At 29.7% G+C, this 19655-nt stretch carries 19 protein-coding genes and 1 tRNA gene; 14 read left to right on the top strand and 6 right to left on the bottom strand.

The genetic code is table 11. The annotated features are described in order from the left end of the window. Positions 1-20: 20 nt before the first annotated feature. Positions 21-1268: a PLP-dependent aminotransferase family protein gene (locus LN42_RS00970; RefSeq protein WP_014295678.1), complete on the bottom strand. Its 1248-nt coding sequence runs from the start codon at positions 1266-1268 to the stop codon at positions 21-23. Between the two features lie 229 nt (positions 1269-1497). Here LN42_RS00970 and glyA point away from each other — a divergent pair, with 229 nt between their 5' ends. The 3 genes from glyA (at position 1498) to uvrA (ending at position 6912) form a co-directional block, all read left to right on the top strand. Continuing rightward, a complete protein-coding gene (glyA, locus tag LN42_RS00965; protein WP_014295677.1) occupies positions 1498-2769 on the top strand; it encodes a serine hydroxymethyltransferase in 1272 nt (423 codons plus the stop codon). Between the two features lie 100 nt (positions 2770-2869). Continuing rightward, on the top strand, positions 2870-4042 hold the full coding sequence (locus tag LN42_RS00960; protein ID WP_075780117.1) for a DUF401 family protein: 1173 nt from the start codon (positions 2870-2872) through the stop codon (positions 4040-4042). A gap of 50 nt (positions 4043-4092) precedes the next feature. Further along, a complete protein-coding gene (uvrA, locus tag LN42_RS00955) occupies positions 4093-6912 on the top strand; it encodes an excinuclease ABC subunit UvrA (protein ID WP_014295675.1) in 2820 nt (939 codons plus the stop codon). 48 nt (positions 6913-6960) lie between these two features. Here uvrA and pyk read toward each other — a convergent pair whose 3' ends face one another. Together pyk and pfkA are read right to left on the bottom strand one after the other, a co-directional pair. Then, entirely contained in the window at positions 6961-8388 is a 1428-nt protein-coding gene (pyk, locus tag LN42_RS00950) for a pyruvate kinase (protein WP_014295674.1), read from the bottom strand. A gap of 12 nt (positions 8389-8400) precedes the next feature. After that, on the bottom strand, positions 8401-9360 hold the full coding sequence (gene pfkA, locus LN42_RS00945) for a 6-phosphofructokinase (protein ID WP_075780785.1): 960 nt from the start codon (positions 9358-9360) through the stop codon (positions 8401-8403). 176 nt (positions 9361-9536) lie between these two features. Here pfkA and LN42_RS00940 point away from each other — a divergent pair, with 176 nt between their 5' ends. Genes LN42_RS00940 through gcvPB form a run of 5 tightly spaced genes read left to right on the top strand, consistent with a single transcriptional unit; the run spans position 9537 to position 14059 of the window. Further along, on the top strand, positions 9537-9752 hold the full coding sequence (locus tag LN42_RS00940; RefSeq protein ID WP_014295672.1) for a putative signal transducing protein: 216 nt from the start codon (positions 9537-9539) through the stop codon (positions 9750-9752). Further along, positions 9752-10858, top strand: a complete 1107-nt coding sequence (gene gcvT, locus LN42_RS00935) for a glycine cleavage system aminomethyltransferase GcvT (RefSeq protein WP_075780116.1) — start codon at positions 9752-9754, stop codon at positions 10856-10858. Before LN42_RS00940 ends, gcvT begins: the two co-directional genes overlap by 1 nt. Positions 10859-10870: 12 nt before the next feature. Continuing rightward, complete coding sequence (gcvH, locus tag LN42_RS00930; RefSeq protein ID WP_171814206.1) at positions 10871-11236, top strand: glycine cleavage system protein GcvH; 366 nt, start codon at positions 10871-10873, stop codon at positions 11234-11236. Positions 11237-11289: 53 nt separating this feature from the next. Next, positions 11290-12648: an aminomethyl-transferring glycine dehydrogenase subunit GcvPA gene (gene gcvPA, locus LN42_RS00925; RefSeq protein WP_014295669.1), complete on the top strand. Its 1359-nt coding sequence runs from the start codon at positions 11290-11292 to the stop codon at positions 12646-12648. After that, positions 12632-14059, top strand: a complete 1428-nt coding sequence (gene gcvPB, locus LN42_RS00920) for an aminomethyl-transferring glycine dehydrogenase subunit GcvPB (protein ID WP_014295668.1) — start codon at positions 12632-12634, stop codon at positions 14057-14059. Before gcvPA ends, gcvPB begins: the two co-directional genes overlap by 17 nt. Before the next feature lie 59 nt (positions 14060-14118). Here the strand turns inward: gcvPB and LN42_RS00915 are convergent, their stop codons facing one another. Next, positions 14119-14748, bottom strand: a complete 630-nt coding sequence (locus tag LN42_RS00915; protein ID WP_075780115.1) for a hypothetical protein — start codon at positions 14746-14748, stop codon at positions 14119-14121. Further along, positions 14745-15368, bottom strand: coding sequence for a DUF4897 domain-containing protein (locus LN42_RS00910; RefSeq protein ID WP_014295666.1), 624 nt, complete (start codon positions 15366-15368; stop codon positions 14745-14747). Before LN42_RS00910 ends, LN42_RS00915 begins: the two co-directional genes overlap by 4 nt. A gap of 96 nt (positions 15369-15464) precedes the next feature. Between LN42_RS00910 and trpS the strand changes: the two genes are divergently transcribed. The 5 genes from trpS (at position 15465) to LN42_RS00885 (ending at position 18535) form a co-directional block, all read left to right on the top strand. Beyond that, entirely contained in the window at positions 15465-16442 is a 978-nt protein-coding gene (trpS, locus tag LN42_RS00905; protein WP_014295665.1) for a tryptophan--tRNA ligase, read from the top strand. A 4-nt stretch (positions 16443-16446) separates the two neighbouring features. Then, positions 16447-17124 (top strand): ScpA family protein, encoded by a 678-nt coding sequence (locus tag LN42_RS00900; protein WP_014295664.1) that lies wholly within the window; start codon positions 16447-16449, stop codon positions 17122-17124. Next, the gene (locus tag LN42_RS00895; protein ID WP_014295663.1) at positions 17114-17644 is read left to right on the top strand and encodes an SMC-Scp complex subunit ScpB; all 531 of its coding nucleotides are present in this window, start codon (positions 17114-17116) and stop codon (positions 17642-17644) included. The genes LN42_RS00900 and LN42_RS00895 overlap by 11 nt, the downstream gene beginning before the upstream one ends. Further along, positions 17607-18362 (top strand): pseudouridine synthase, encoded by a 756-nt coding sequence (locus tag LN42_RS00890; protein WP_014295662.1) that lies wholly within the window; start codon positions 17607-17609, stop codon positions 18360-18362. Before LN42_RS00895 ends, LN42_RS00890 begins: the two co-directional genes overlap by 38 nt. An 82-nt stretch (positions 18363-18444) precedes the next feature. After that, positions 18445-18535, top strand: a tRNA-Ser gene (locus LN42_RS00885). 39 nt (positions 18536-18574) lie between these two features. Here the strand turns inward: LN42_RS00885 and LN42_RS00880 are convergent. After that, complete coding sequence (locus LN42_RS00880) at positions 18575-19195, bottom strand: LexA family transcriptional regulator (protein ID WP_014295661.1); 621 nt, start codon at positions 19193-19195, stop codon at positions 18575-18577. A gap of 183 nt (positions 19196-19378) precedes the next feature. Here LN42_RS00880 and LN42_RS00875 point away from each other — a divergent pair, with 183 nt between their 5' ends. Further along, positions 19379-19624, top strand: coding sequence for a hypothetical protein (locus LN42_RS00875; protein WP_014295660.1), 246 nt, complete (start codon positions 19379-19381; stop codon positions 19622-19624). Positions 19625-19655 lie beyond the last annotated feature (31 nt).

The raw sequence follows: 19655 nt of genomic DNA, 5'->3' as shown, positions 1-19655 counted from the left end.
CACAATGCTTAAAATATTATTTATTTTAATTTCAATTCTATTCCTTTTTCTTTTGCATATTCGTCAATTGCTTCTCTTAATCTTTTTACACCTTCATCTAATTCTTCAAATGATGGAAGACAGAATGAAACTCTCATTGTATTTCTTTCTGGTTCATCTACATAGAATGTTTCGCCTGGTATATAGATTACTTTCTTTCTCTTTGCAATTTCAAATAATTCCATTGTATCAAAACCTTCTGGTAATGTAATCCATGAGAACAATCCACCTTCTGGTCTAATCCAGTCAACACCTTCAATATCTCCAAGGTATTTTTCCAACGCTTCCATAAATTTATCTTTTTTAGCTCTGTATAACTCTATTGTTGGTTTTATTTCTTCAAATAAATCATATTTTTCAATAAATCTTGCTGCTATTCTCTGAGTTAATGTTGAAGAACAAAGATCCATTCCCTGTTTTGCCAATACCATTTTTCTGATTAACTCTTTATTTGCAACAATAACACCTATTCTTAATCCTGGAGATAATACTTTACTAAATGTATTTAATAAGACAACCCTTTCACCATTATTTAATTTGAAGATACTTGGTTGCTTTTCTCCTTCAAATCTTAATGCACCATATGGATCATCTTCAATGATAATAAAATCATATTTTTCTGCTAATTCAATTAATCTTTTTCTCTTTTCAAGTGATAATGTTGTTCCTGCTGGATTGTGGAAATTACTTACTGTATAAACAAATTTGAATTTATCGATTTCTCCATTTTCATCTAATTTCTTTAATTCATTTTCAAGATAGTCAATATTCATACCATCTTTTTCAAGTGGAATGCTAATGTATTTTGGATTTCTTTGATTAAAAGCACTTCCTGCTCCTAAATAAATTGGTTTACTTACTGCACAGTAGCTATCTTCATCTAAAAATACTGTTCCAACAATAAATAATGCTTGCTGTGATCCTGTTGTAACCATTAAATTTTCTTCTGTTAAACCATGGATACCTTCATATTCTTCCATTAATCTAATGTACTGTTTAATTAATTCTGGATCACCTTCTGTTGAACCATACTGTAATGATACTCTGTATTCATTCATAATTACTTCATTTGCAATTTCTGACATTTTTTTAATAGGAAATGTTTCTGGATCTGGAATTCCACCACCAAATGAAATAATATCTTTATCACCAGCTGTTTTTAACAATTCTCTGATAAGGTTTGATTTAATCCTTTTAACGGTTTCTGAATACTTATTTTCAAATTTCACAATAATCACCCCTCCAAAAAGTAGTTTATTTCTCACTTTTATTTTACACTTTTAATTTACTTTTTACAAAGTTGATTAGAGGGGTATACATCTGGTTATATGGAATTATCCCTGATTAAATGGTGTGTGAAATTTTTTTCACGAAATTTTTTTCAATGTTAGTATTAGTATTTTTATTATATTTATTGTATAATATATGTGAAAATTTTATCGGTGAGGAGGAGAGAATATGTGGGAAAATGTGAAAACAATTGATCCTGAAATCTTCGAAATTATAACCGAAGAATTAAACAGACAGGAATATGGAATTGAATTAATTGCTTCAGAAAATTTTGCATCAGTTGCAGTTATGGAAGCAATGGGAAGCGTTTTAACAAATAAATATGCTGAAGGTTATCCTAAAAAAAGGTATTACGGTGGTTGTGAGGTTGTAGATAAAGCAGAAACTCTTGCAAGAAATAGAGCAAAGGAATTATTTGGCGCTAAATATGCAAATGTTCAACCACATTCAGGTTCTCAGGCTAATATGGGTGTTTACCTTGCATTAATGGAAACTGGCGATACATTAATGGGAATGTCATTAAGCCATGGGGGACATTTAACTCACGGTGCATCAGTAAACTTTTCAGGTAAAATATTCAACGTTGTACAATATGGTGTAAATGAAGATACAGAAGTAATAGATTATGATGAAGTAGAAAAGTTAGCTCTTGAACATAAACCAAAGGTAATTGTTGCTGGTGGAAGTGCGTACGCAAGAATTATTGATTTCAAAAGATTTAGAGAAATAGCTGATAAAGTCGGAGCATATCTTGTAGTTGATATGTCACACTTTGCAGGACTTGTTGCTGCTGGATTATATCCAAATCCTCTTGAATATGCACATGTTGTTACAACAACAACACATAAAACATTAAGAGGCCCAAGAGGCGGTATGATTTTAACTAACGATAAGGAATTATATAAATTAATTAATAAGAGTATTTTCCCTGGAATTCAGGGGGGTCCTTTAATGCATGTTATTGCTGCAAAAGCTGTGGCATTTAAGGAAGCTTTATCTCCAGAATTTAAAACTTATCAAGAACAGGTTATAAAAAATGCAAAAAAACTTGCTGAAGAAATGGAAAAACTTGGATTTAGAATTGTTTCAGGTGGAACAGATTCTCATTTATTCCTTGTTGATTTAAATGAAAAAAATGTAACCGGAAAAGCTGCTGAAAAAGCTTTAGAAGCTGCTGGAATTACAGTAAATAAAAACACTATTCCAAAGGAAACACGTTCACCTTTTGTAACAAGTGGTATTAGAATAGGAACACCTGCTGTTACAACAAGAGGCATGAAAGAAGAAGAAATGGTTGTTATTGCTAAATTAATTAATGAAGTTATTACAAATATAAAAGATGAAGATGGAACATTAGACGAAGAATTTAAAAATAAAATAAAATCAGAAGTAAAGGAATTATGTGAAAAATTCCCATTATATAAAGGAAAAATATTTTAAGTGTTTATAATTAATCCCGCTTTTTGCGGGATTTTTTTATTGTTATCAATATTTTTATGATATAATGATTAGGATAACTAATTATCAGGGAGGTTTTTGAATGATTACATTATCCATATTGGCAGGATTTTTTATTTTGATTTTAGCAATAAAATTTACCAAAAGTGTTCATTGGGGAATATTTGCTGCTTTGATTTCTACTGCAATAATCTCTGCAAAGTTTCCTATGACCGCAACAGCTTTTTTGATAACATTAAAAGACCAAAAGTTTTATGAAATAATTATAACTATATATAGTATCTATTTAATAGCTGATACTTTTAAATCTTCTGGAAACTCACAAAAGTTTTCCAATAGTATAAAAAATATTTTTAATGCTAAACAGGCTTCTGCTTTAATGCCCATGTTTTTAGGCTTTTTGCCTATGCCAGGTGGTGCAATGTTCACTGCACCAATGGTAAGAGATATTTCTGATGAAAGTGAGTTGGATCATCTAACTGCTGCTTCTATGAATTATTGGTTTAGACATTCTATGGAATTTTTCTGGATATTATATCCGGCTCTTGTTCTTGAAGCAGTATTTACAAAAACTGATCTGGTTAAAATTTTATTTTTGCAATTACCAATTGGTATTTTTGCAATTGTAAGCGCCTGGTTTTATTTTGGACTTGGTAAAATACATATTAATTATAGTAAAAAAGATATGATAACTTTTATTGACTCTTTAATACCAATTATCGCTATAATTATTGGAGTTTTATTAAAGATAGAAGGTTGGTTAGTTGTATTTACTGTTGCAGTTTTATACGCAATTTTTACCAAGAATTATAAAAATCTTTTTAAATTGAAATATTCTATTTTTCTTTTATTATTTTTGGTTTTCTGGTATAAAAATTTTATTAGTGCTTCTAATCTTTCTGTTATGTTTACTGAAGAACTTAAAAATTTTGGAATTAATCCCTGGATAATTATAATTTTTTCTCCATTTATTCTTGGATTGATTACGGGAATAACTCAAGCAGCTTTTTCTATTACAATACCTCTTACACTAAGTCTTGCAACCTCTGGGGCATTTCCGTTATTAGCAGCTGCAGTAACTAATTATTATTTTGCAATAATAGGAGTTTTGCTTTCACCTGTACACTTATGTTTATTATTAACTTCTAATTTTTTTGGTGTTAAGATGTCTTCAATGCTAAAAAATTTGATTATTCCCTTTATTTTTTCTTTTGTTGGTTATTTAATGATTTTATTATATCTTTTACATTTTTGAGTTGATTACAGAAATAATATATGTGGTATAATTTAGTGTGAGGTGAAAATATGAATTATATATATGTGAAAGGTGCCAAAGAACATAACTTAAAAAATATAGATGTAAAAATCCCTAAAAATAAATTAGTGGTTATTGCAGGACTTTCTGGTTCTGGAAAATCTACACTTGCAATGGATACAATATATGCCGAAGGTCAGAGAAGATATTTGGAATCTGTTTCTTCATATGCAAGACAATTTCTTGGCGAATTAAAAAGACCAAATGTCGAACAAATAATAGGACTTTCGCCTGCAATTGCCATAGAACAAAAATCTGTATCCCACAATCCACGTTCTACCGTTGGTACAGTTACAGAAATATATGATTATATGAGGGTTTTATTTGCCAGAATTGGAAAAGCATATTGTCCAAAATGTAAAATTCCTGTTGAAAAATCTTCAATTGATGAAATTATTGAAAGAGTGTATGACCAATTTGATGAAAATTCAAGGTTATACGTTTTTGCACCTATTGCAAAAGAGAAAAAAGGTGAATTCAAAAAAGAATTGGAAACAATGAGAAAAAATGGATATAAGCGTGTTGAAATTGACGGTGAAATATACGATCTGGATGAAATTACATCTTTAAAGAAAAGCTATAGGCATACAATTAATTTACTTATTGATAGATTAAAGTTAAAAAAGGAGAATTTCGAAAGGTTATATGAAGCTATTGAGCTGGCTTTAAAGGAATCTGATGGATTTGTTGAAATTCGAGAATTGGATAAAGAAGGTAATGTGTTAAAAAAGAAAACATATAGCGAAAAATTGGTTTGTCCTGAATGTGGGTTTAGTTTCCCTGAAATTACTCCAAAACTTTTTTCTTTTAATAGCCCATATGGTGCATGTGAGGAATGTCATGGCCTTGGTTTTAAATTCGAATTTGAACCCACATATATCTTAGATTATGAAAAAAATATATATAATGGTGGAGTTTCTTTTGGAAAAGATACATATATGATGAAGGTAATTGAAAATGTTATAAAACATTTTAATGATGACCCTCAGAAGAAAATAAAGGATTTAAAAAAGGAAACTATTGATGGTATTTTATATGGAACAACAGAACCTATAAGATTTGAGTACAAAACTTCAAATGGTGTTTATCGTTATTATAAAGAGTTTGAAGGACTTATCAATATGTATGAGAGACGTTATAGAAATGCTGAGAATGATGAAATACGTTTATATTATCAAAAGGAATACATGGTAATGAAAACGTGTAATACCTGTCACGGAAAAAGGTTAAAAGAAGAACCTTTAAACGTTAAAATCAATGGCAAAAATATTCAGGAAATAACTGAAATGCCAATTGAAAAAGCCAAAGAATTTTTTGAAACAATATCTTTAACCAAAAAGGAAAAAGAGATTGTTGGAGAATTATTAACAGAGATAAAGAAAAGAATAGGATTTCTTGTTGATGTAGGATTGGGATATATAACTCTTTCCAGAAGTGCAAATACCTTATCAGGTGGAGAATCACAAAGGGTTAGACTTGCTACTCAAATTGGTTCAGGGCTAACTGGTGTAACATATGTACTTGATGAACCAACAATAGGTTTACATCCCAGAGATAATGACAGATTAATAGAAACTTTGAAAAAATTAAAAGAATTAGGAAATACTGTTATTATAGTTGAACATGATGAAGAAGTAATAAAATCTTCAGATTATATAGTTGATTTAGGCCCCGGCGCTGGAATTAATGGTGGAGAAGTTGTATATAGCGGGACAGTTAAAAATCTTCTTAAAAATCCTGGAAAATCCCTTACAGGACAATATATTTCAGGAAAGAAAAAAATAGAGTTAATAAAATATAAAACTAAACGTGTTGAAACAGATAAAAAGATAGAGATAATTGGAGCAGAACATAATAATTTAAAAAAAGTAAATGTAGAAATTCCTCTTGGAAAATTTATCGTGGTAACAGGTGTTTCTGGTTCTGGAAAATCCTCTTTGATAATGGATACACTATATCCAGCATTATTAAAAGAGCTAAGACATTCAAAAGTAAGACCTGGAAAGTATAAAGAAATAAAAGGATTGGAATATATTGATAATGTTATCGCTATTGACCAATCTCCAATTGGAAGAACTCCAAGAAGTAATCCTGCAACTTATACAGGTGTATTTGATTTAATAAGGGATTTATTTGCTGCAACAAAAGAAGCTAGAATGAAAGGATATACAAAAAGCAGGTTTAGTTTTAATGTAAAAGGAGGAAGATGTGAAGCTTGTAAAGGTAATGGTTATTTAAAGATTGAAATGCAATTTTTGCCCGATGTTTATGTTACCTGTGATGTATGTAAAGGAAAGCGATATAATAAAGAGACGCTTACTGTAAAGTATAAAGATAAAACAATTGCTGATGTTTTAGATATGTCTGTAGAAGAAGCACTGGAATTTTTTGAGAATATTCCTCGTATTAAAAGAATACTTCAATTATTAAATGATGTTGGAGTTGGATATATAAAACTCGGACAACCAGCAACTACATTATCCGGTGGTGAAGCACAAAGAATAAAACTTACTTCAGAATTAAGAAAAAGAGACACAGGAAGAACTATATATTTTCTTGATGAACCTACTACTGGTTTGCATTTTGAAGATGTGAGAAAGTTAATTGAAGTTTTGCATAAATTGGTTGAAAAAGGAAATACTGTAATAATAATAGAACATAATCTTGATGTTATTAAAAATGCAGATTATATTATTGATCTTGGTCCTGAAGGTGGAGAAAAAGGAGGATATATTGTAGCCACAGGAACTCCAGAAGATATTATCAAAGCAAATACATATACAGGAAAATATTTAAAAAATGTGTTATAACAAAAAAACGCCTCAGAATTATTCGAGGCGTTTTTTGTTATATTAACATTATTTTATTTCTGCAATATGTAAAAAGTTTGTTTTACTTGAGAATCCATAAGGGATTCCAGCTGTAAATATAATTTTTTCTCCTGATTTTACTAATCCTTCTTCTTTTAAAGTTTGTTTAACAATATAAAGCATGGTGTCTGTACTTACAAATTCATTTACTATCATTGGTTTTACTCCCCAAACTAATGCCAACCTATTGTATGTTTTTTCTGAATGAGTAACAGCTATTATATTTACGTTTTCTCTATATCTGGATACTGCACGAGCTGTATAACCTCTATCAGTAACAGCTACTATAGTTTTTATTCCTGAACTTACAGCAATTTCATTAGCAGCTCTTGAAATTGCATTTGTAGTTGAATCATCTTCTTCATCAAATTCATAGAACAAAGTACTATAATGATTAATATATGGTTCAGTTTCTTTAGCTATTTTATCCATAACCTTAACTGTTTCTATGGGGTATTTTCCTATTGATGTTTCGCCGGATAACATTATTGCATCTGTTCCATCTAAAATTGCATTTGCAATATCTGTTGTTTCAGCTCTTGTTGGAACTGGATTTTCTATCATTGTTTCAAGCATTTGAGTTGCTGTAATAACTGGTTTAGCCATTCTATTTGCAATTTTTATAATTCTTTTTTGTAAAACCGGAATTTTTTCAACTTCTACTTCAACTCCAAGATCTCCTCTTGCAACCATTACACCATCTGAGAGTTCAATAATTTTTTCAAGATCATTCTCTATTGCTTGCTTTGTTTCAATTTTGCTAATAATCTGTGCATCTTTTGCATTTAAGGAATTTAATATTTCTCTCATTTCAAGAACATCTTCTGGCTTTCTAACAAATGAAAGTGCAAAATAATCAACTTCATGTTTAATACCAAATTCTATATATTTTTTATCTTTTTCTGTTAACGCTGGAATTTTTATATCTGCCCCTGGTGCATTTATTCCTCTTCTATGTGTAATTGTTGCTGTATTTAAAACTTTAGTTTTTATGTTAACTCCGTCAGATTCTATAACTTCTAACTTTAATTTTCCATCATTAACTAAAATTTTATCTCCTGGTTTTACATCTTTTGGTAATCCTTTATAATTAATCGATACTTTTGTTTCATCGCCTGTAACTTCCTCTGCTGTTAATATAAATTCCTGTCCTTCTTCAAGTGTAATTTCATCTTTATAGAAATTTCCTGTTCTAATTTTTGGACCTGCAAGATCCAATAAAATCGCCACAGGTTTGTCAAATTCTTTTCTTACTTTCTTGATAGTTTCAATTCTTTTTTCATGAACTTCTGGGTTTTCATGAGATGTATTCAATCTTAAAACATCAGCTCCAGCTTCTATTAATTTTCTTACCATTTCTTCTGATTCAGTTGCAGGCCCTATTGTTGCAACAATTCTTGTTTTTCTCATTGTCATTCTCATCACTCCTTATGATAATGTATTTGCTAATTTTACTAATTCATAATCTAACTCTTTCTTTTCACTTAATACTTTATCAATAGGAACTGCTATTAGTTTGCTTCTGTTTAAAGCAACCATAACTCCAGCTTCTCCATTAAGCAAAAACTTTACAGCTTCATAACCCATTCTTGAAGCTAATATTCTATCAAATGCAGTTGGTGACCCTCCTCTTTGAATATGACCTAAAATGGTTATTCTTGTTTCATACCCTATTTTATTTTCAAAATGTCTTGCAACTGTATATGCGCTTGCAGCACCTTCTGCAACAACAATAATACAATTTATTTTTCCTCTTTTTCTTTGTTCCCAAATTTTATCTGTTAATTGATCATAGTCAATTGGCAATTCCGGAATTATTATTCCTTCAGCACCAACTGCTATACCAGACATTAAAGCTATATATCCAGAACCTCTTCCCATTACTTCTACAATAAATGCTCTTTCATGAGAAGATGCTGTATCTTTTAATTTTTGCATTGAGTCTACAGCTGTATTTAAACATGTATCAACACCAATTGCCATATCTGTATCAGGTATATCGTTATCAATAGAAGCAGGAATTCCAACAATTGGTATTTCATGTTCTTCATATAATAATTTAGCACCTGTTAAACTTCCTTCACCACCAATTACAATTAATGCATCTATACCCAGTTCTTTTAAATTTCTTGCTGCTTCTGCTCTAATATTAGGATCTTTAAATCCCGGTACCCTCGCAGTTCTTAAAATAGTTCCGCCTTTTTCCATTATTCCTCCAACAGATGCATAAGTCAATTCAGTATATTCCTTATCAAGAATTCCTGCATAACCTTTGTAGAATCCTATTACTTCCAATCCATTTGAAGTTGCTGTTCTTGTTACAGCACGTACTGCTGCATTCATCCCCGGAGCATCTCCACCACTTGTTATAATACCTATTTTCTTAATTTGAGGCATTTTGTCTCTCCCTCCTTAAAAGTTATTAAACATGAAAATCTATGAATATATGAAATTTTTTTCAATTATCGCCGTTTATTGATATTATACCATGTTTTTTATAAAATTTCTTTTCTTTATAAAAACAAATTTTAGATGTATAATAGAATTTGAAAGAAGGTGTGAAAATGTGGAAAATTTTAAAATCTCACATTAATGACTTTGAAGCTCAAATGATAAAACAATTGCTCGAATCAAATGGAATAAATGTATTATTAAAAGCTCCTAAAGAAATTGGTATTGGGAGCGAATTTTTTGGTAATGGCACAATAATGAATCTTTATGTAAATGAAGAAGATTATAATGTTGCAAAACAAATTCTTGAAAATAGGGAGGCAGAGTAATGGAAAATTTAAAAAGAACACCTTTGTATGACGAACACGTAAGGTTAGGAGCAAAGATGGTTCCATTTGGTGGTTGGGAAATGCCAGTATGGTATTCTTCACTTAAGGAAGAACATAATGCTGTAAGAAATAACGTTGGAATTTTTGATGTTTCTCATATGGGTGAAATTGATATAAAAGGTAAAGATGCTGTTAAGTTTGTAAATTATTTAATAACCAATAATGTTGAAAAAATAAAACCAGAAGAAATCGTATATTCTCCAATGCTTAACGAAAATGGTGGAGTTATAGATGATTTATTAGCTTATAAGTATTCTGATGAACATATATTGTTGGTTGTAAATGCCTCTAACATTGAAAAAGATTATAATTGGATTGCTGAAAAAGCAAAAGATTTTGAAGTAGAAGTTAAAAATATTTCTGATAATATTGCACAAATTGCTGTTCAAGGACCAAAAGCTGAAGAAATGTTACAAGAAATTTCAGGGGTTGATTTGAAAAATATTTCATATTATAATTTCACTGAAGGAAGAATTAACGGAATTGAATGTTTAATTTCAAGAACAGGTTATACAGGCGAAGATGGTTTTGAAATTTATCTTGATAAAGAGGCAGCAGTTCCAATGTGGAGAAAATTATTGGAATTACTTCCTAAATACGATGGAAAACCAGCAGGACTTGGTGCAAGAGATACTTTAAGATTAGAAGCAACATATTTATTATACGGAAATGATATGAATGAAGAAATAACAGCTTTAGAAGCTGGATTAAAATGGGCTGTTGACTTCGAAAAGGATTTTATTGGAAAAGAAGGTTTATTGAAGGAAAAAGAAGTTGGCATTAGAAGAAGATTAAAAGGAATAGAAATGCTTGAAAAAGGAATTCCAAGACATGGTTATAAAGTTTTTGTTGGTGATGAAGAAGTTGGATTTATTACCAGTGGAACAGTTTCTCCTACATTAAATAAGCCAATCGCATTAGCAATGTTAAATAAACCATATTATAAGAAAGATACAGAAATTGAAGTTGAAATAAGAAATAAAAGGGTTAAGGCAAAAGTAATAAAAATACCATTTTACAGAGGTAGTGTAAAAACAAGAAAATAACTTTAGGAGGGTATGAGAATGAAAAAGTATACAAAAACACATGAATGGGTAGAAGTAGAAGGTAACATTGCAACAATTGGTATAACAGCACATGCAGCAGAAGAACTTGGAGATATAACATATGTTGATTTACCAGAAGAAGGAAAAGAAATCAAAAAAGGCGAAGCTCTTTGTGCTGTTGAATCAGTAAAATCTGCAAGTGATGTTTACTCTCCTGTTTCAGGAAAAGTAATTGAAGTAAATTCAGAACTTGATGCTTCTCCTGAACTAATAAATGATGATGCAGAAAATGCTGGTTGGATTGTAAAAATGGAAATCAGTGATGAAAGCGAATTAGACGAATTATTATCTGAAGAAGAATATAAGAATTCTCTATAATTTCAGGCCCGGTTTTCCGGGTCTTTTGAAATTTTAAAAGTGAGGTGACATTGGTGAAAAAATATCCATACATTCCACATACAGAAGAAGATATTAAAGAAATGATGGAAGTTATTGGAATTAAAAATATTAAGGAATTATATTCAGATATTCCCAAACTTTTTGAAGGTGATTTAAATATTCCTGAATCAAAATCAGAAATTGAAGTAAGAAGAGAAATTATGGAATTGGCTAATAGAACAATAAATCTTGATGAATATGCAATGTTTAGGGGCGCCGGAATTTATAAACATTATATTCCTTCAGCTGTATATCAACTTGCAACCAAAAGAAATTTTTTAACTGCTTATACTCCTTATCAAGCTGAAGTTTCTCAAGGTACATTACAAGCATTATATGAATTTCAAACTGCTATTTGTGAATTAACAGGTATGGAAGTTGCAAACTCTTCAATGTATGACGGAGGAAGTGCTGTAGCAGAAGCTATTTTAATGGCTTCAAGAATAAATAAAAAATATAAAACTTTAGTAGCTTCTTCCTTACATCCTGAATATATTGAGGTTTCAAGAACATACATAGAATCACAGAATCTGGAATTAGAAACTGTAAAATATGATGAAAAAACAGGAAGAATTGATATAGAAGATTTAAAATCAAAATTAACAGAAGATATAAGTTCCGTAGTAATCTCATATCCTAATTTCTTTGGTGTTGTGGAAAATATAAAAGCTATAAAAGAAGTATTACCAGAAAAAGTATTACTTATAGTTAATGCATATCCTATTGCACTTGGATTATTAGAAGCACCCGGAAAACTTGGTGCTGATATTGTAGTTGGCGAAGGACAATCTATTGGAAATTATATGTCTTTTGGCGGTCCAACATTTGGATTTTTTGCTTCTAAAAAGCAATACATAAGACAGATGCCTGGAAGAATTATAGGTGAAACTGTAGATGCTGATGGAAATAGAGGTTTTGTTATGGTTCTTCAAACAAGAGAGCAACACATCAGAAGAGCAAAAGCCACTTCAAATATATGTTCTAACCATGCTTTAATGGCTGTTTTATCTTCCGTTTATCTAAGTGTTGTTGGAAAAGAAGGTTTAGCTGAAATCGCATATCAAAACTATCAAAAAGCACATTATCTTGCTAAAAAATTAATGGAAACAGAAAAGTTTGAACCTGTATTTGAAGGACCTTTCTTTAATGAATTTGTTTTAAAACCAAAATTCGATCTTGATGAATTTAATAAGAAATTATATGAAGAAAAATTTGTTGGTCCATTAAATCTTGGAAAATTCTATAATGAATTAAATAATTATGGTTTATTCTGCGCAACTGAATTAAATACAAAAGAAGAAATTGACTACTTGATTTCTAAGGTAGGTGAAATCGATGAAATTAATCTTTGAAAAGTCAAAAGAAGGAAGAACATCATTTTCATTGCCTAAATTAGATGTACCAGAACAAAAAATCGAAATGGAAGATGAATTAATTAGAAAAGAAAAACCAAATCTTCCACAGGTTTTTGAACTTGAAGTCGTAAGACATTACAATGATTTAGAAAGAAAGAATCATTCTGTTGATAGTGGATTTTATCCATTAGGTTCATGTACAATGAAATATAATCCTATGATTAACGAAGAAATGGCTGGATTATTTAACAACATACATCCATATATAGATGAAGAATATACTCAAGGTGCTCTTGAATTAATGTACAATCTTCAGAATTACCTTGGCGAAATCACTGGTATGGATGCTGTTACATTACAACCTGCAGCAGGTGCTCATGGTGAACTTACAGGAATGCTTATTGTAAGAAAATACATCGATGATAATGGATATACAAATAAAACAAAGGTTATTTTGCCTGACTCAGCTCACGGAACAAACCCTGCATCAGCTAAAATGGCTGGTTTTGATGTTATTGAAGTAAAATCAGGTCCTGATGGAAGGGTTGACCTTGAAGAATTTAAAGAAAAAATGGATGATACTGTAGCAGCTATCATGCTTACAAATCCAAATACTCTTGGTTTATTTGAAAAGGATATTCTTGAAATTGCAAAATTAGCTCATGAACATAATGCCCTTCTTTACTATGATGGAGCTAACTTAAATGCAATAATGGGTAAGGTTAGACCTGGAGATATGGGATTTGATATAGTTCATGTTAACCTTCATAAAACTTTCTCAACTCCACATGGAATGGGTGGACCTGGAAGTGGGCCTGTTGGAGTAAAAGCTAAATTAAAAGATTATTTGCCTAAACCAGTTGTAGACTTAAATGAAGATGGAAAATATTATTTAAACTATGATATCCCTAAAAGTATCGGAAGATTAAGAACATTCTATGGAAATTTCTCTGTAATGGTAAGAGCTTATACTTATATTCTTTCAATGGGTCATGATGGATTAAAATTCGCAAGTGAAATGGCTGTATTAAATGCAAATTATTTAAGAAAGAAATTGGAAAAAGAATTTAAAATTGCTTATGATGAAGTATGCAAACACGAATTTATCATCGATGGAACATTCTTAAAAGAATATGGAGTAAAAACTCTTGATTTTGCTAAAAGGTTGCTTGATTATGGCATTCATCCACCAACAATTTATTTCCCATTGATTGTGCATGAAGCTATGATGATTGAGCCAACAGAAACAGAATCTAAAGAAGAATTAGACCATTTTGTAGATGTTATGCATAAAATATTAGAAGAAGCAAAATCAGATGCAGAAATTCTAAAAGGTGCCCCTCGAAATACACCTGTTAGGAGATTAGATGAAAAGGTTGCTAATAAAGAGTTAAAAGTAAGATTTTAATATAAAATATAGGGAATAGTCAAATGGCTATTCCCTATATTTTATAACAACTAAATTTTTTATTTTTTATTTTTATGGTATAAGTTTATTATAAGTTTTATCTCACCTGATCCTTTATCAAGCATTTTTGCAATTTCCTGTATGCTCATTCCTTTATCATAATATTCAATTATTTTTTCTTTTAAAATTTGTTCCGGACTTTTTTCTTCTTCAATTTCTTTTTCAATTACATGTGTTTTATAATTTTTTTCAATATTTTCTCTGTTGTATCTAATTGATATTTCACGTTGCTGATAATCTATTTTTGGGATATGTTTCTCTTTCATAGGCGAAGACGATTCCGCTAATCTTCTTTTTTCCTGTTTTATCTTTAAATTTGTTCTTTCTCTTTTTAGCTCATCTGTTTTTTTCTCAAGATCAGTAAGCATCGAAAAAGATTTCATATATGCTTCATCGGCATCTTTTATAAGTTGATCAAGAATTTCGATTTTGTTATCTAAAGCCCTTAGTCTTGACGAGGTTATTTTTTGAAAACGTGCTAATAAAGTATTTGTTTGATCCTCAATGGAAGAATCAATTGTTATAGAAAAACTATTAAATTTTTTCCATAATGAAATTAATAAGGAGAGATTAATAAGAGATATAATAGATAATCCTATTAACCATATAAAAATGATTAGCGTTATCATTTTTCAACCCTTTCTAATTTTATTGTTGGAAATTCAATTTCGCCAGCATCCTTCCATAACAAATAATCTTCAGTAATTTCTGTTGGCTGAGGATATGTTTCAATAAACTCCCAATTTTTAGGTTTATAAATATATAATGTAGAATTTGCCAGATTCATTTTTTGTGAATTAAGAGAAAATTCATATTTGTTATTACCTAAATCTTTAATAAATCCAAAAATCACAGCTTTTTCATTGACATATATTGTATAATTATTATTGTTTGTAGTCAATGATGATTCTAAAGATACTAATTTGAAATCACGCCCTGTATTTTCTGTTAATTTTGATAAAAATTGTTCATATGCCTTTCTTTTTTCTTCATCAGGTTTATCATAATTTTCAATTAATCGGTTATAAGATTTTTCATCTTCAGCCTGAATTTCAACTTTAGAAAACATTACAACGCTTTTATCGTCATTTATATAATAATAATTATCGCTTTTTATTACCTTGAAATTTGTTTTCATATTTTTAACCATAAAAATATTTACAATACTTATTGCCAGTATAAATAATAAGGCTATCAAAATAAAATTATTTGAGAAACCTCTTTTCTGTTGAGCATTTGAATCTTTCATTTAAGTTACCCCCTTGAATTTTTATTTTTCATAGTATATAATACCACAAAATGTGGTAAAATAAAAAGAGTAAACGGGAAAAAAGGAGGGTTTTATGTGAGAATTTTAAGTGGTATGCGTGCAACTGGAAAATTACATCTTGGTCATGTTTTGGTGTTAGAAGATTGGAAAAGATTGCAGGATGAAGGAAATGAAACTTTCTTTTTTGTTGCAGACTGGCATGCATTGACCACTCACAAAGAAGAAAGTCATAAGATATACCAATCTACAATTGATATAGTAAGAGGCTATCTTGCTGCTGGAATTGATCCAGAAAAATCTGTAATATTTGTTCAATCTGCGATTAAGGAACATGCCGAATTATATCTTTTATTAAATATGCTCGTTTCTGTTAGCAGATTGGAAAGAATACCAACTTATAAAGATTTAAAAGAAAATCTTGAAAATAGGGATTTATCAACTGCTGGATTTTTAACTTATCCAGTTTTGCAAACTGCTGATATTATTTTATATAAAGCAACAGGCGTTCCGGTTGGTGAAGATCAGGTTTATCATATTGAATTAAGTAGAGAAATTGTAAGGAGATTTAATAATTTATATAAAGAAGTATTTCCGGAGCCAGAACCAATTGTTACAAGAATACCAAAATTGCCTGGTACCGATGGTAGGAAGATGTCAAAGAGTTATGGAAACATTATAATGATAGATGAAGACCACGAATCATTGAAGAAAAAGATAATGCCAATGATGACAGATCCTGCAAGAATGAGAAGAACAGATCCTGGCACTCCAGAAAAATGCCCTGTTTGGGAATATCATAAAGCATTTACTTTAAATCAAGAAGAGCTGGATTGGGTTGTAAAAGGATGTACAACTGCTGATATTGGCTGTGTTCAATGTAAAAAATTATTATTAAAAAATATGGAAGAACGTTTAAAACCAATATGGGAAAAATACGAAAAAATTTCAGATGAAGATGTTTTAAATGTGATTCATGAAGGTAATAAAAAGGCCTCCGCTGTAGCGAAAAAAACTATGGAAGAAGTTAAGGAGGCTATGAACCTCAGGTGGTGATTATATGTTTTCCGACATAAATATTGAATTGGATATCTTTTCAGGCCCTTTTGAAGTTTTAGTTGACCTTATAAGAGAAAAAAAGATACCGGTGCGTATGCTACCGGTATCTTATATTGCTGACATATTTAACGAATATATAGAAAAAAATTATGACAATTTAAATGATATTGGTGAGTTCTTAAGAATTGCATCTTATCTAACTTTATTAAAATCAAAAGAATTATTACCAAAAGCCAATGAAGATAAAGAGTTTACACGTCAAAAAAATACATTATATAATATTATCGAGGATTATGATCAAATAAAGAAAGCTATGGAAAAACTTAAGGATAATTTTGGAAAAAATAATACTAAGAAACCCATTAGAGTTAAGGCTATGAGATTTGATAAAAAGAAAATTTATGAACAGTTAGACTTATATATGACAGATTATATACGGCTTCAGCATAAATTAGAAATATTACGTGAAGGTTTTACAGTAGAAGAAGCTATAGAAGAACTTGAAAAAATGGAAAGATTTACTTTACAAGAATTGTATATCCTTTCAAACAAAAATAGATTGAGATTTATAGTTTATTTTCTTGCATCATTGACACTTGTAAGAAATGGCATTCATTATATTAATGAAAATTACGAATTTATTCGTTCTAAAAAAGAGGTGACATTAGGTGCAGAATAAGCATCTTATCCCTATAGTTGAAGCTATGTTATTTTCAAAAAGTTCCGGCTTTTCTGTAAAAGAAATTTCAGAAAAATTGGAAATTTCAGAAGAAAAAGTCAATAGCATTTTAATTGAAATTTGGAAACATTATAATTCAGAATTTCATGGAATAGAACTGGAAATGTTTGAAGGAAAATATAGATTTACTATAAAAAGTGAAATAAAATCTATTTTAAAACCACGCCCAAGAACATTTTCTCTTACTGAATCACAATTTGAAATTCTTGCTATTTTACTTTTAAACGGTCCATCCTCTACAACAGAAATAGAAAAATCACGCGGAAAATCATCATACCATCAAATAAAAAAACTTATGGAAATGGGATTAATTGTTAAAAAAAGAAAAAACAATACAAAAAATAGATTTGTTTATGATCTTTCAGAGACTTTTTTTGAATTATTACCAGAAAAAACTATAGAAGAGTTAAGAGGTGCTAAAATTGATAAAACTTCAGACATTTCTCCAGAAGATAGGTGAAGGTTCTCGAAGAAAAGTTGGAGAAATGATTATCTCGGGAAAGGTAAAAGTAAATGGAAAAACTATCAAAGAACCCTGGTTTTTGCTTTCAGATAAAGATATTATTGAAATAAATAATAAAAAAATATATGTCAGAGAAAAAATAAACGATATAGATAATTATGTATATTATTTATTGCATAAACCTATAGGATATTTATCCTCTCTTTCCGATGATAGAGGAAGAAAAACTATTACTGATCTAATAAAAGGAAAAATACCTGAAAAGGTTTTTCATGTAGGAAGATTGGACTATAATACTTCCGGATTAATGCTCCTTACTAATGACGGAGAATTAGCTAATTTACTTTTACACCCCAAAAAAAAGATTTATAAAACATACAAAGTATTAATTAATAAACATATAAAAAACGAAGATATTGAAAAACTTAAAAATGGGGTAATTATAGAAAATTATAAAACTCAACCTGCCAAAATTGAAAAAATTAGAAAAAAAGGAAAATATTCAGAAGTAATTATTAGTATCCATGAAGGAAAAAAAAGACAGGTAAGATTAATGTTTAAAGTATTAGGATATAATGTACTAAAACTTAAAAGAATTAAGTTTGGTCCTTGGACTGTAAATGAAGTTCCTAATCCCGGAGATATAAAAAAAATTGATAATAAAGATATAAAAAAATTAAAAGATTATTTACAAATGAGAACGAAAAAAGATTAATAATAAATTTTAATTTCGTTTAAATAAAGTAGTTGACTAAAATCAATGTATATGATAAAATATTATGGAAATTAAATATGCTGGAGAGGTGGCCGAGCGGTCGAAGGCGCACGCCTGGAGAGCGTGTGACGGGCACAACCCGTCCGTGGGTTCAAATCCCACCCTCTCCGCCATAATATAAAAAATAGGAGCTTAAGCTCCTATTTTTTATATTAATATCTCCTATATAAGTTCACAACTTTTCCAATTATTTTCCATCTTAAATCTGGAGTTAAAATAATTGGTTCATACTTCGGATTTAAACTATATAACATTATAGTTCCATCAAATGTTTTCCTGAATACTTTAACCAATGCGTCTTCACCATCATTTAATAATGCTATTACCCTATTTCCTGAATCTATATACGATTCCGGATCAACTATTACGTAGTCACCTTCTTTTATTTCTGGTTCCATACTATCCCCAACAACTTCAACTGCAAATGTTCCTTTCCAACCTTTTGGTATATAAATTTCATCAATAGGATAATCTACTGGTTGTGCTGCACCACTCACTCCTGCAGCAACTTTTTCATATACAGGAATTTTTTTCATTTCCACTCTTACATAAGTGTCATTACCTGATATATTATCCAATCCTAGCAAATAATCTGTGCTTACATCAAAATATTTTGCCAATTCTATAATTACTTCAGCTGAAGGCTTGTTAATACCCGCTTCAATTCTATATACACTATTTCCCGCTATTCCGATAATAGCTCCAAGTTTTTCTCTTGATATTCCTTTTCTTTCCCTTAATTTTTTTATTCTTTCTCCAATTTCATTCTTCAATTTATTCACCTCACTTTTTTTATATCACTTATATTATACACCATTTTCTACCTTATAGTAGAATTGTAACATTAAAGTTACTCTTTCTTAATTGTATTAATGAAAAAAATATAGTAATATATAAATGTATTGATTATGATGTAGTAATTAAAAAGTATAAAAATACTAAAAGGAGGAAATAATATGATAAAAAGTGGTGAATTAGTAAAATGGTATGAAGAAAAAAAGCATTATTTTAAAAAATTCTTTATTAATCCAGATAATAATAAGTTTTACCTCGAATTAATTGGTCTGGAAAATGCTATCACAGAAAAAGATTTAACTTCTATTAATTCAATTGAAGAATTAGAAAGATATATTAAATATATTTTCGATATAGAAATTAAAAATATTTTTAAAAATAAAAACAAACAACCTCTTTCAGCATAAACGTAAAAAAAGCGGCTTTAAAAGCCGCCTT

Origin of the sequence: Marinitoga sp. 1137 (assembly GCF_001941525.1) — a bacterium.
GTDB lineage: Bacteria > Thermotogota > Thermotogae > Petrotogales > Petrotogaceae > Marinitoga > Marinitoga piezophila.
This window is presented reverse-complemented; position numbering and strand designations above follow the sequence as displayed.